The organism is Variovorax sp. GW823-FHT02B07 (assembly GCF_058797695.1).
This window is the reverse complement of record NZ_JBXAJX010000001.1, coordinates 2032334-2044956: the sequence shown is the minus strand read 5'-3', so window position 1 is coordinate 2044956 and position 12623 is coordinate 2032334. Positions and strand designations below refer to the sequence as shown.

Here is a 12623-nt window from a genome sequence, read left to right as displayed (position 1 = left end):
CGTCAGTGCGCCGCGAGCCTGACGTCGTAGCTGGCCACGGTGAAGCCGTACACCGTCGCCGGCACCAGCCGCACCGTGGCGGCCCCCTTCGCAGCGGCCGGCAGGGGCACTTCCACCGTCTCGCCGGGAAGCACGTGGGGGCGCGGCAAGTCGACCGTCGCGGTCGACGGGAGCAACTGGACCTCGGTGGCCATGCGCACCACGTACGGGCTGTCGTTCACGACGCGCAGCGTGCCGGTCCCGACCGACCACTTCAGTCGCTTCCATGGCTGGTCGTCCTTGGCCAGGCCCTTGGGGTGGATCAGCACCGGCAGGTTCTGGCGCACGTTCATGGTCACGCGCAGGCCCGGCTCCGTGTTCTTCGGCGGGATGCCTTCGAAGATCACGCGCCGCAGGCGTTGCGTCTTCAGCGGCTCCTTGGTCTGCAACAGAAAACGCACCAGCTGTGTCTCACCCGGCTCGACCCGGGCGACCGGCGGGGTCACGATCAGCAGGGTGTCGTCGTCCCCGGGAATGCCCGTCAGCGACGTGAACATGAGCGCCGGCTTGGCGTCCGTGTTCTTGACGTTGATGCTGGCCTCGCCGTCGCTCTCGTTGACGATGACGACCGAGGTCTCCGGCAGCATGCCCGCGGCATGCAGCGGCAGCGGGGCAAGGCCCGCGATCCATGCGGTCGAGGCGGACAGTGCGAAAACAAATCTGGCGGGGATGAAGTTCACGGTTCTCTTTCCTGTGGTCGGACGAGCGCGTCCGCCGTCTCGAAAGGGGCGCTTTCGAGAAGAATCAAAAATGGGAATGGACCGACGGGCCGTTCGCCAGCCGTGGCACCGCGTCGATCCCGAACGGTCCGGACGCGATGCCGGCCGGTGCTCAATGCCGCAGCGGGCTCGAGAGCGGGATGTCCTGGAAAGGGTTGCGCCAGGCGCCCTGCCCGGCACCACCCTGTATCGGGCGGAAGGACCGCCCGATACAGCCGTGTGGCTTACAGGTAGACGAGTTCGAAGGTCGACAGGCCATCCAGCGGGATCGCGTGGGTCAACGGCAGGTTGCTGCTCTTGTCTATGGCGGTCACCACGCCGATCGTGGTCGTGATGGACTTGTGGGGATTCGGCGTCGTGGTCGTGGAGCTGTTGACGGCCCCAATGAGCCTGCTCCCATCAGCAACCAGGGCAGATTTTGAGCCAACTTGGCTCCAGCTGGTGCCGCCGTTATCGCTCTGAACGATATACGCGCCGCCTTCACTGGTGATCAGACCCAGGAGCTTCAACGAATAGGCGCCAATCTTCTTGCCATCCGAAGTGCCCAAGCCGAGCTTCATGTTCGGGGCGGCCCCCTGGATCGTTTCAAGCGAAGTGATCGCGCTCGCGGCGCGTTCGTCAATCACCTTGAAGCCGAACCGCGTAGGCGCATCGCAGGTCATGATCAGTTCGATCGACTTTTCCGCGAGCGTGGTCTGGGCCGTCGGGCTCAGCGAGCTGGCGGGAATGTTGCCGTAGTCGACCACGCCTCCGCCCGTGAAAACGGGCGTGCAAGGGGATGGCGTGATGGTTCCGGCGATCCGGAGCTCGGCACTGTCGGCGCTCGCCTGGCCGGGCACGAACATCACGGCGGCCACGCTGGCGACAGCGGCAAGAGTTGCAATTTTCTTCACGAATAATTTCCTCAAGAACTTCAAAAAAGAGATTTCAACGAAGGATTCGTTGACGCCCGCCATGGCCCCGAAACGCTGCCCTTGACGGCAGAAGAAACAAGAGCGGAAAGGGATCGACGGGCTGTTCGTCAGTTGCTGCTTACAGGTAGACGAGTTCGAACGTCGACAGGCCATCCAGCGGGATCTGCTGGGTCAGCGGCAGGTTGCTGCCCTTGTCGATGGCGGTCACCACACGGATGTCGGCCGTGATGGCGGTGTGGGCGCCCGGCACCGTTCCCGTGGCACTGGCGGCGAAGGCAACGAGCGTGCCGCCGTCGCCGGTCATGCCGCCCGCAAAGTCCGACCAGGTGGCTCCGCCGTCCACGCTGTTGATGTGTTTGGTGCTGCCTTGATCGGCCGTCTCTTTCGTGATCTGCAACGAATAGGCGCCGATGTTCTTGCCATCCACAGCGCCCAGGCCGAACTTCGCGTTCGTGGCATACCCCGGGATGGTTTCCAACGCGGCGACCGCCGTCGCAGCGCGTTCGTCGATCACCTTGAAGCCGAACAGCACAGGCGCATCGCAGGTCAGCGTCAGCTGGGTCGACTTGTCCGCGAGCGTGGTCTGGGCCGTCGGATTCAGCGAGCTGGCGGGAATGTTGCCGTAGTCGACCACGCCGCCGCCTGTGAAAACGGGCGTGCAGGCGGCCGGCACGATGATGCCGGCGATCCGGAGCTCGGCACTGTCGGCGCTCGCCTGGCCGGGCACGAACATCACGGCAGCCGCGCAGGTGGCAGCGGCAAGGGTTGCAATTTTCTTCACTGGTATGTCCTCAAGAACTTCAAAAAAGGGTTCAACGAAGGATTCGTTGAAACCCACCCATGGCCTCGAAACGATGCGTTGGACTGCACCGCAGCGAACCCAATCCAACCGCCGATGCGTCGGGTTTCGCGTCGCAAGGGCCTTGCGCCTCTTGCAGCGAGTGCCCTTGAAAGTGCGCACGGAAAGCGTGTGAGCGGCGGCGTGTTTTGTTCCGGTGAATTGTTCTTTTCGGGTGCTTTTCCCGATATAGAAATACAACGAAAAACCGGGAGGTCGACTTAGGGATCGTTCGAAAATTCGAACCCGGGGCGGCGCGGGCTCGTACGGCGTGCGCTCACGCATCCCCTCGTTGTGATGGTGTCGACGTGGGGGCGAGCCGCCTACGATCCGCCCACTGGGAGGGTCCTCATGGCACACCACCTCGCCGCGCAGCCGCTTCGCCTGATGGTGCTCGACGACCACGCGGTCGTCCGGCATGGCCTGATCGCCAGATTGGCGGACGAGCCCGACCTGTCGGTGGTCGGCAGCCATGCCACCAGCCGCGAACTGCTCGATGCCCTGGCCACCGTGGCGGCGGATGTCGTGCTCGTGGATTTCTCGCTCGGCCCTTCGGACATCGACGGGCTCAACCTCCTGCGGGCACTGAAGGTCCGGCATCCGCGCAGCCGGACGATCGTCATCTCCGCGCACTACAGCGCGGCCACCGTGGCACTGGCGTTGAAAGCCGGCGCGCGCGGCTATGTCGGCAAGAGCCAGGAACTGGACGAGCTCGTGGCGGCCGTGCGCACGGTGAGCAAGGGCCGCATCCACCTGCATCCCGACATGGCGGCGGACATCGCCACCCTTTCCGAGGCCGCGTCGCCCCACACCGACGCCGAGGCGCTCACGAAGAACCCGCTGCTGTCCCCGCGCGAGCGCGAGGTGCTGCGCTGCTGCCTGGAAGGCCTGTCGGTCACGCAGATCGCCGCGAAGTTCTCCCGCAACGTGAACACCATCAGCACGCAGAAACACGCGGCGTTCCGCAAGCTGGGCATCCGCACGGACAACGAGCTGTTCAAGATCCGCCACCAGCTGGACAAGACATGAATCCCTGGCGCGCTCTCGGGCGAGCGGCCCGGTGGACGATGTGCGGCGCGATGGCCCTCCCCGCCGGCCCTGCCTGGGCGCAGGCGCAGCCCCTCTTCACCGACGAGGAACAGCGCTGGATGAAGGCCAACCCCGTCGTGCGCTATGCCGCCGACACGCGGCTGAGCCCGCTGGAGTCCATCGAGCACGGCCGCTACAAGGGATTGATCGCGGAGTACCTCGACGCGGTCGCCCGCAAGTCGGGCCTGCGCTTCGAGTTGCACGCCACCCCCGACTGGCAGGAAGCCCAGCAGGCCTTTCTCGACGGCAAGGTCGACATGTTCCCGAACGCCAGCGCCCAGCGAACCACGCGCGAGGTCGGCGCCCGGCTGCGCCTGACCGATCCCTTCTTCGTGGCGCAGACGATCATCGTCACGCGCACCGACGCCCCCTTCGTCCTGCACATGAAGGACCTGGACGGCAAGGTGGCGGCCGTGCGCGGCGGGGGCACCTACGCCCATGTGTTCGCCGAGCGCTACCCCGGCGTGCGCGTGCTGCCCACCAGCGAACCGATGGAAAGCCTCGATGCGGTGATCACCGGCGAGGCCTACGCCGCCATCGGCTCCGACGCGGTGTTCCTGCCCATGATGCGCCGCAGGCATGCGCGCCAGCTGAGCATCTCCGGCACGATCGGCGATCTCCTGTACGTGGCCCAGATGGGCGTTCGCGCCGACCTGCCGCTGCTGCATTCCATCGTGGAGAAGTCGCTCGCCAGCCTCTCGGCGGCGGAGACCGGCCAGATGAACGACCGGTGGCTGGAGCAGACCGACTTCGGCGAGCCGTCGCTGCTGTCGATCGTGCGCTACCGCCTGCCGCAGCTGTTGCTGCTGCTCGGCGGCGTCGTGCTGCTCGGCTGGTTCGCCTGGCGCGCCCGCGTGGCGCAGCGCGCGGCGCAGAAGAGCGAGCGCACCAAGTCGAACTTCCTGGCGGTCATGAGCCACGAGATCCGCACGCCCATGAACGCGGTGCTGGCCTCCATCGAGATGCTGGCGCACACGCCGCTGGATGCGCGCCAGACGCGCTTCACACGCACCGCCTCGGCAGCCGCCGAAGCCCTGCTGTCGCTGCTGGACGATGTGCTCGACCTCTCGAAGCTGGACGCCCGGCGCCTCGCGCTGGAACTGGTGCCTACCGATGTCGACGCGCTGGCGCAGAAGGTGGCGCATGTGGCGCGCGTGAACGCGCAGGACAAGCCGCTGGTCATCGCGGTGCGCACGCACAACCCGTCGGGCCGGCAGGTGCTGATCGACCCGACGCGGCTGCGACAGGTGCTGCTCAACCTGCTGGGCAATGCCGTGAAGTTCACCGAGCGCGGGCGCATCGACGTGACGCTGGAGCTTCTGGACGATGGCGACATGAACGGCCTGCTGACGGTCACGGTGAGCGACACCGGCATCGGCATTGCGCCCTCGCAGCAGGCCACCCTCTTCGATGCCTATTCGCAGGCCGACAGCTCCACCACCCGGCGCTTCGGCGGCACTGGCCTGGGGCTGACCATCTGCAAGGAGCTGGTCGAGTTGATGGGCGGCGAGATCCGGTTGACCAGCCGCCTCGGTGCAGGCACCTCGGTCGAGTTCGCCCTGCCGGTGAAGCTTGTGTCGCCTCCGCAAGAACTGTCCAAGGATGCCGCTGCGGCGCAAGGCAAGCCGCCCTCCGGTCCTGCGGCCACCGTGCTGGTCGTGGAGGACCACCCGGGCAACCAGTTCATCATCGCCGAGCAGTTGCGCATGCTGGGCTACGACGCCCGGATCGAAGCCGACGGCGTGGCGGCGCTGGCCGCGCTCGCGCCGCCACATCCTTTTGCGCTCGTGCTCATGGACTGCCACATGCCCGGGATGAATGGCTACGAGGCGACGCGCCGCATCCGGGAGCGCGAGGCCGGCGCCCCCCATCTGCCCGTGATCGCGATCTCGGCCGCGACCGACTCGGCGCACCTCGACGAATGCATGGAAAGCGGGATGGACGGCGTGCTCAAGAAGCCGCTGCGCCTGGACGAACTGTCGAGCATGCTGCAGCTCTGGCTGGGCGGGACGCCGTCGTCGCCGCAAAGTCCCGACACGGCCTTGCCGCCGCAGTTTCACGAGGCCATGGCGGAAGACCTTGCGGCGTTGCGCCGGGCGTTCGCTGCGGGCGACAACGCGAGTGCGGCACACCATGCGCACCGCATCAGGGGTGCTGCCTTGATGGTCGACGCTGCGGCCGTGGCAGCGCCCGCCGATGCACTGGAGGAAATCGCTCGTGGCGAAACCGCTTCGGATCACATGCGCGTGGCGGACCTGCTGGACGAACTCCAGCTTGCGCTGTCGGCGCAGGCGGCGTCCTGAGCAGACGGCGCCCTACGCCCCCGCCATCCGTTCCTTCATCAACCGGCGAAGAATCGCCAGCGCCGGCGCCTCGGTGCGCTGGCGCAAGGTCACCAGCCCGAAGCGCGCCGTGCCGCGCATCGGCGGCTCCATCCGCAGCTCGACCAGGTCGGGTGCCGACTCGTGCACCGCGAGCAGCACCGTGTCGCTCTGGCGCACCACGTCGGCGATGCTGGGCAGCTCCTCGCACTGCAGCGTCACGCAGTTGGCAGGATGTGCCTGCGGGCCGTAGGTCTCGACCAACCCGCGCGCCACCTCGTCGCTCAGCGGCGTCGAGGCGATCGGGTAGCGCTGCACCGCCTCGAAGCTCACGCCCTTGCGCAGCCGCGTGAGCGGATGGCCGCGGCGGCACAGGAAGGCGCCACGCAGCTCGTACACGTGGGTCAGCACCAGGTCGGGCGCGGGCTTGAGCGCGCGCGCATCGACCACCAGCGCGTCCAGGCTGCGCTCGCGCAGCGCCTGGGCCAGCAGGTCGGTGCTGCCGCGCGCGATCACGGTGCGCACGGCCGGATGGTGCGTTGCCATGTGCAGCAAAAAGGGCGTCATCAGCAGCGCACCCGGCCCCGAGCCCAGCCCGATGCGTACGGTGCCGCCCTCGCCTTCGCGCATCTGCCGGCCGCGGTCGCGCAGCGCCTCGGCCTCCGACACCAAGAGCCGCGCGCGCTCCAGCACCTCGCGCCCGAAGACCGTGAGCTCGTTGCGCCGGCCGATGCGGTCGAACAGCGGCATGCCCAGCTCGTCCTCGAGCGCGCGCACGCTGCGGCTGAGCGCGGGCTGCGTCAGGTGCAGCGCCTGCGCCGACTGGCTGAACGAGCCCGTGTGGGCCAGCGAAATCAGGTGCCTCAGTTGGACCAGCGTCATGGCGAAAGCCTCGTTTTCAGGAATGCATTGGACTCATGCTAATGCAGCCAACAATGCATTGGACGTTGCGTCGGGCCGCTCCTAGCATTCCCCTGCATCCGGCCCCACGAGCCGGCACCACCCCAGGAGACATGACTTTGACGACGACTTCGCTCTTCCGATCCGCGCTGCTGTTCGGCTGCGGGCTGATGCTGCTGGCTGCGGGGCCCGCCCGCGCCGACGGCTTTCCCGCCAAGCCCGTGAACCTGATGGTTCCCTACCCGGCTGGCGGCCCCTCGGACGCCACCGCGCGCATCTTCACCGTGCCGCTGGGCAAGGCACTGGGCCAGCAGGTGGTCGTGGAGAACCTGGGCGGCGTGAGCGGCGCCATGGCCGCGCAGAAGGTGCTGGCCGCGCCGGCCGACGGCTACTACCTCTTCCAGGGTTCGCCCAACGAGATCATCCTTGCGCCGCTGGCCAATGCGGCCGTGAAGCTCAAGGCCGAAGACTTCCGCATGGTGCACCCGGTGGCCGAAGCGGTGATGGTCTTCGTCGCCCGCAAGGACCTGCCGGCCAACAGCGTCGACGAGCTCATTGCGCTGGCGCGCAAGTCGCCCGACAAGCCGCTGTCGTACGGCAGCGTGGGCATCGGCTCGCTCTACCACCTGATCCTCGAGAAGGTGCAGCTGGACACCGGCGTGAAGCTCATGCACGCGCCCTACAAGGGCAACGCGCCGCTGCTGCAGGACATCGGCGGCGGCCAGGTCGACTTTGCCGTGCTGGTCTACAGCGCCGCCATGGGCGCGCTGGCCGACCAGGGCCGGCTGAAGATCCTCGGCCAGCTCGGCGGGCAGCGCTCGGAGCTGCTGAAGAACGTGCCCACCGCCAGCGAAGGCAAGGAGCTGAAGAACGTCAACTACAAGACCTGGAGCGGCTTCTTCGTGCGCAAGAACACACCTGAAGACGTGGTGCAGAAGCTGCACCAGGCCGTCGGCGCGGCGCTGAAGGAAACCAGCGTGCGCGAGCAGCTCGCGGCCCAGACGCAGCTGGCCTCGCCGCAGACGACGCTGGCCGAATCGGCGAAGTTCTACGAAGCCGAGATCGCGCGCTACCGCGACATCGCCAAGTCCATCCGCCTGGAACCCCAATGAGCACCACCGCCCTCCTGAACGACCTGCACGCCAGCGCCGACACCTTCATCGGCATCCGCCGCGACATCCACCAGCACCCCGAACTCGGCTTCGACGAGCACCGCACCTCGGCGCTGGTGGCCGACAAGCTCGAAGCCTGGGGCTACACCGTCGAGCGCCACATCGGCGGCACCGGCGTGGTGGGCCGGCTGGTGCGCGGCAGCGGTACGCGCCGCCTCGGCCTGCGCGCCGACATGGACGCCCTGCCCATCGACGAGGCCACGGGCCTGGCCTACGCCAGCGCGCACACGGGCGTGATGCACGCCTGCGGCCACGACGGCCACACGGCGATGCTGCTGGCGGCGGCGCAGCACCTGGCCGAACGCGGGCGCTTCGACGGCACGCTGAACCTGATCTTCCAGCCCGCCGAGGAAGGCGGCGGCGGCGCGGTGCGCATGATCGACGACGGCCTGTTCGAGCGCTACCCCTGCGACGCGATCTTCGCGATGCACAACATGCCCGGCATGGCGCAGGGCCGGCTGGCGATGCGCGAAGGCCCGGCCATGGCTTCGTCCGACTACGCCACCATCACGCTCACCGGCGTGGGCGGCCACGGCGCCATGCCGCACCGCGCGGCCGACCCGATCGTGGCCGCGGCCAGCATCGTGATGGCGCTGCAGAGCGTGGTCTCGCGCAACATCGATCCGCTGCAGATGGCGGTGGTCACGGTGGGCGCCATCCACGCGGGCAAGGCCAACAACGTGATTCCGCAAGGCGCCGTGCTCGAGCTGAGCGTGCGCGCCCTCGACCGCGAGGTGCGCAAGAAGATCGAAACCCGCATCAAGGCGCTGGTCGCCGCGCAGGCCGAGAGCTTCGGCGTGCAGGCGCAGATCGACTGGCGGCCCGGCTACGCGGTGCTGGTCAACACGCCCGAAGAAACCGCCTTCGCGCGCACCGTGGCCGAAGAGCTCGTGGGCCCGGCACAGGTCACCTGGCAGACGCCGCCGCTGCCGGGCAGCGAAGACTTCGCCTTCATGCTGGAGCGCGTGCCCGGCTGCTACCTGCTCATCGGCAATGGCGACGGCGACGCGCACGGCGCCTGCATGGTCCACAACCCGGGCTACGATTTCAACGACAGCAACGTTGCCGTGGGCGGCGCCTACTGGGTGCTGCTGACCGAGCGCTTCCTGCGCGCCGCGAACTGAACGTTCAAGAGGACTGCCGCGCGAGCCATTCGCGCGGCGACACGCCCACCTTCTGCGCGAACAGGCGCGACAGCGCCGAAGCGTTGGCGTAGCCGAGGCTGTCGGCAATCGTCTTGACCGACGCGCCCGTGCGCAGCTCGGCCTGCGCGATCGTCAGGCGCCACTGCGCGAGGTAGTCGGCGGGCGTCGCACCCACCACCGCCTTGAAGCGCGCCGCGAACGCGCTGCGCGACATGCCGGCCTCGGTGGCCATCTGTTCGAGCGGCCACGGCTCGCCCGGGCGCTCGTGCAGCGCGACGAGCACGCGCACCAGCTGTGGATCGCCCAGGCCCGTCAGCAGGCCAGCGGGCACGCCGCTTTCCTGCGGATGGTCGAGCAGCCAGCGCAGCAGCTGGATCAGCACCACCTCGAACAGCCGGTCGGCCAGCAGGCGGTGCCCGCACAGCACGCGCCCGGTTTCCGCGAACAGCAGCGCCAGTGCCGCTTCGAGGCCGTCGACCGCATGCAGCGGCAGCAGCACCAGCGGCGGCAAGGCACGCACCAGCGGATGCGCCTCGCCGCCGTCAAAGTCGACCGTGGCGCAGACGAAATCCGAACCTTCCGTGGGCGCGTTGTGGAAGTCGTGCGCCAGCGGGCGCGGATAGAACAGCAGGCTGGGCTCCTTCACGACCAGCTTGCGCGGCACGCCGGCCGCGCGCACCGACGGGGCCGAATGCGTGACCACCATCTCGCCGCGCCGCATCACATGCAGGAAGCTGCGCCCCTCTTTCGCCGCGAAGTGCGTCACGCCGCACAGCGGCCCCGTGTGGAACAGATGCGCCCGGACACGGAAGCGTTCGAGCAGGGACGAGAGCCTGTCGATGGGCGGCGGCGGTGTTGCGCTCGGCATTGGACGAAAAGATATGTTGAATGGATGAAAGCGTTCAAATCATACGGATTTCCGGAAGACACTGCCTCCATCGTCATCACCGAAAGGAAGTCTTCATGCCCCGCGTCAACCTCGTCACCGACACCGCCGCCACCGGCGACGCCCAGGTCTTGCTCTCCCAGATCCACGGTGCCTTCGGCGCCACGCCCAACATGTTCCGCGCCGTCGCCAACTCGCCCGCGGCGCTGCGCAGCCTGTGGGGATCGTTCGGCGCACTCGGCGGCGGCGTCATTCCGGCGCAGCTCGGCGAGCAGATCGCCGTGGCCGTCGCCGACCGCAACGCCTGCCACTACTGCCTCGCGGCCCACACCGCGCTGGGCCGCAAGGCGGGCGTGTCGGCCGCCGACATGGCGGCCGCGCAGGCCGGCGAATCGGCCGACCCGCGCACGGCGGCGGCGCTGCGCTTTGCGCTCAAGCTCGTCGATGCACGCGGCCAGGTCAGCGACGCCGACGTGCAGGCCCTGCGCGCCGTGGGCTTCGACGACCGGCACATCGTCGAGATCCTGGCCCACGTCGCGCTGAACCTGTTCACCAACTACGTGAACGTGGCGTTCCAGGTGCCGGTGGATTTCCCGCAGGTGAAGCTGCGCACCGAGGCGGCCTGACATGGCCTGGCCGCGCCCCGAGGCGCCCGAGCTGCAGGTCGCCCGCTGGCTCAACACCGACACGCCGGTCACGCTCGCGTCGCTGCGCGGTCGGGTCGTGGTGCTGCACGCGTTCCAGATGCTGTGCCCGGCCTGCGTGTCGCACGCCTTGCCGCAGGCGAAGAAGACTCAGAAACTGTTCGCCGCGAAAGACGTCGCGGTGATCGGCCTGCACTCGGTGTTCGAGCACCACGACGTCATGACGCCCGCCGCGCTCGACGCCTTCGTGCGCGAGTACCGCCTGGGCTTTCCGATCGGCATCGACCAGCCCTCGCCCACCGGCGGCATTCCCGCCACGATGCGCGACTACCAGTGGCAAGGCACGCCGAGCACGGTGCTGGTCGACCGGCAGGGGCGCCTGCGGCTGAGCCACTTCGGGTTGATCGACGACATGGCCTTGGGCGCCGCCATCGGGCAGCTCGCGGCCGAAGAGGCGCCTGCGCACCTCATTGCACAACCTGCAAACGATGCATCGCCAGACGGCCCGTGCGACGACACCGCCTGCCGCGCCTGAACGAAGAAAGGACACTCGCCGCATGCCATGCATCGCCCTGCAACACCTCGCCTTCGAAGACCTCGGGCGCTTCGCCAACGTACTGACCCAGGCCGGCCACGCCATCGACTACCGGCAGGCGGGTCCGTCCGCGCTCAGCGCCGACGAGTGGCGCCACGCCGACCTCGTCGTGGTGCTCGGCGGCCCCATCGGGGCCTACGACACGGCGACCTACCCCTGGCTCGCCGAAGAGATCGCCGGCCTGCGCGAACGGCTGGCGCTGCGGCGCCCCACGCTGGGCCTGTGCCTGGGCGCGCAGCTCATGGCCCGCGCGCTCGGCGCGCGCGTGTACCCGTCGGGGCACACGGAGATCGGCTGGGCGCCGGTCGACCTGAGCGCGGCGGGCCAGGCCTCGTGCCTTGCGGCGCTGGACGGCGAACCCGTGCTGCACTGGCACGGCGACACCTTCGACCTGCCGCCCGGCGCCGAACTGCTGGCGAGCACCGCGCGCACACCGCACCAGGCCTTCCGCCACGGCCATCATGCGCTGGCGCTGCAGTTCCACCCCGAGGCCGACCCCGCACGCATCGAGCCCTGGCTCATCGGGCACCACCACGAACTGGCCGCGGCCGGCATCGACATCCCCGCGCTGCGCGCCCGCAGCGCCGAGCTGGCCGAGGTGCGCTCCGATGCCGCGACGCGCATGCTGACCGTATGGCTGGACCAGCTCGCATGACGCAGCCCGCCCTGCCCATCGACGCGCTGCTGGTCGGCTCCGTGGCCTTGCTGCCCGACGGCCGCACACGCAGCGGCATCCGCAAGACGCCGACGGCCGATGCGCTGTGGCTGTCGTCCACCGGCCTGCAGGGCGATGCGCAGGCCGACTTGCGCATCCACGGCGGTGTCGAGAAGGCCGTGCACCACTACCCGCGCGAACACTACGCGGGTTGGGCGGCGGGCGGCCACCGCACCGAACTGCTGGCGCACGCCGGCGCCTTCGGCGAGAACATCTCGACCACGGGCTGGGACGAATCGACCGTGTGCATCGGCGACGTGGTCCAGCTCGGCGACGCGCGGGTGCAGGTGTCGCAGGGCCGGCAGCCCTGCTGGAAGCTCGACGCGCACTTCGGCCGGCCCGGCATGGCGCGCGAGATGCAGGCGCGCGGCTGCACGGGTTGGTACTACCGCGTGCTCGAGCCCGGCTGGGTGCGGGCCGGCGCGATGGCCACGCGCGTGGAACGCCCACACCCGGACTGGCCGCTGTCGCGCCTCATCGCGTTGCTGTTTTCGCGCGACGCGCGCTTCGCCCCCGAATGGGAACAGGCCGCCGCCCTGCCCGCCCTGGCCGAGCGCTGGCGCGCCACGTTTCGCAAGCGGGTCGATGCGGGGCGCGTCGAAGACTGGGAGCCGCGCCTGCGCGCACCCACGCCCGCCCCCTGAGC

At 68.9% G+C, this 12623-nt stretch carries 13 protein-coding genes; 8 read left to right on the top strand and 5 right to left on the bottom strand.

Annotated features, from left to right (window positions below; genetic code table 11):
- Window positions 1-2: 2 nt before the first annotated feature.
- From AC1RGU_RS09535 to AC1RGU_RS09525, 3 genes are all read right to left on the bottom strand, one after another.
- Window positions 3-719 carry a fimbria/pilus chaperone family protein gene (locus AC1RGU_RS09535; RefSeq protein ID WP_492696171.1) on the bottom strand — a complete coding sequence of 239 codons (717 nt, stop codon included), beginning with the start codon at window positions 717-719 and terminating at the stop codon, window positions 3-5.
- Between the two features lie 263 nt (window positions 720-982).
- Entirely contained in the window at window positions 983-1714 is a 732-nt protein-coding gene (locus tag AC1RGU_RS09530; RefSeq protein WP_492696169.1) for a DUF1120 domain-containing protein, read from the bottom strand.
- A gap of 76 nt (window positions 1715-1790) precedes the next feature.
- Window positions 1791-2795, bottom strand: coding sequence for a DUF1120 domain-containing protein (locus AC1RGU_RS09525; RefSeq protein WP_492739332.1), 1005 nt, complete (start codon window positions 2793-2795; stop codon window positions 1791-1793).
- A gap of 66 nt (window positions 2796-2861) precedes the next feature.
- Here AC1RGU_RS09525 and AC1RGU_RS09520 point away from each other — a divergent pair, with 66 nt between their 5' ends.
- Window positions 2862-3539 carry a response regulator gene (locus AC1RGU_RS09520; RefSeq protein ID WP_492696165.1) on the top strand — a complete coding sequence of 226 codons (678 nt, stop codon included), beginning with the start codon at window positions 2862-2864 and terminating at the stop codon, window positions 3537-3539.
- A 50-nt stretch (window positions 3540-3589) separates the two neighbouring features.
- Window positions 3590-5902: an ATP-binding protein gene (locus AC1RGU_RS09515; RefSeq protein WP_492696163.1), complete on the top strand. Its 2313-nt coding sequence runs from the start codon at window positions 3590-3592 to the stop codon at window positions 5900-5902.
- Between the two features lie 12 nt (window positions 5903-5914).
- On the opposite strand, the gene AC1RGU_RS09510 is transcribed toward AC1RGU_RS09515, so the two are convergent.
- Complete coding sequence (locus AC1RGU_RS09510) at window positions 5915-6802, bottom strand: LysR family transcriptional regulator (RefSeq protein WP_095745258.1); 888 nt, start codon at window positions 6800-6802, stop codon at window positions 5915-5917.
- 131 nt (window positions 6803-6933) lie between these two features.
- On the opposite strand from AC1RGU_RS09510, the gene AC1RGU_RS09505 reads away from it, so the two are divergent.
- Both AC1RGU_RS09505 and AC1RGU_RS09500 read left to right on the top strand, forming a co-directional pair.
- Window positions 6934-7932 (top strand): tripartite tricarboxylate transporter substrate binding protein, encoded by a 999-nt coding sequence (locus AC1RGU_RS09505; protein ID WP_492696161.1) that lies wholly within the window; start codon window positions 6934-6936, stop codon window positions 7930-7932.
- The gene (locus tag AC1RGU_RS09500; protein WP_492696159.1) at window positions 7929-9116 is read left to right on the top strand and encodes a M20 aminoacylase family protein; all 1188 of its coding nucleotides are present in this window, start codon (window positions 7929-7931) and stop codon (window positions 9114-9116) included. The genes AC1RGU_RS09505 and AC1RGU_RS09500 overlap by 4 nt, the downstream gene beginning before the upstream one ends.
- A 4-nt stretch (window positions 9117-9120) precedes the next feature.
- Here the strand turns inward: AC1RGU_RS09500 and AC1RGU_RS09495 are convergent, their stop codons facing one another.
- Entirely contained in the window at window positions 9121-10005 is an 885-nt protein-coding gene (locus tag AC1RGU_RS09495; protein ID WP_492696157.1) for a cupin domain-containing protein, read from the bottom strand.
- Window positions 10006-10100: 95 nt separating this feature from the next.
- On the opposite strand from AC1RGU_RS09495, the gene AC1RGU_RS09490 reads away from it, so the two are divergent.
- The 4 genes from AC1RGU_RS09490 to AC1RGU_RS09475 are packed head-to-tail and all read left to right on the top strand — an operon-like array spanning window position 10101 to window position 12621.
- On the top strand, window positions 10101-10649 hold the full coding sequence (locus tag AC1RGU_RS09490; protein ID WP_492696155.1) for a carboxymuconolactone decarboxylase family protein: 549 nt from the start codon (window positions 10101-10103) through the stop codon (window positions 10647-10649).
- A gap of 1 nt (window position 10650) precedes the next feature.
- On the top strand, window positions 10651-11202 hold the full coding sequence (locus tag AC1RGU_RS09485) for a peroxiredoxin family protein (protein WP_492696153.1): 552 nt from the start codon (window positions 10651-10653) through the stop codon (window positions 11200-11202).
- Between the two features lie 22 nt (window positions 11203-11224).
- Window positions 11225-11917 (top strand): glutamine amidotransferase, encoded by a 693-nt coding sequence (locus tag AC1RGU_RS09480; RefSeq protein ID WP_492696151.1) that lies wholly within the window; start codon window positions 11225-11227, stop codon window positions 11915-11917.
- Window positions 11914-12621 carry an MOSC domain-containing protein gene (locus tag AC1RGU_RS09475; protein WP_492696149.1) on the top strand — a complete coding sequence of 236 codons (708 nt, stop codon included), beginning with the start codon at window positions 11914-11916 and terminating at the stop codon, window positions 12619-12621. Before AC1RGU_RS09480 ends, AC1RGU_RS09475 begins: the two co-directional genes overlap by 4 nt.
- The last annotated feature ends 2 nt before the right edge of the window (window positions 12622-12623 follow it).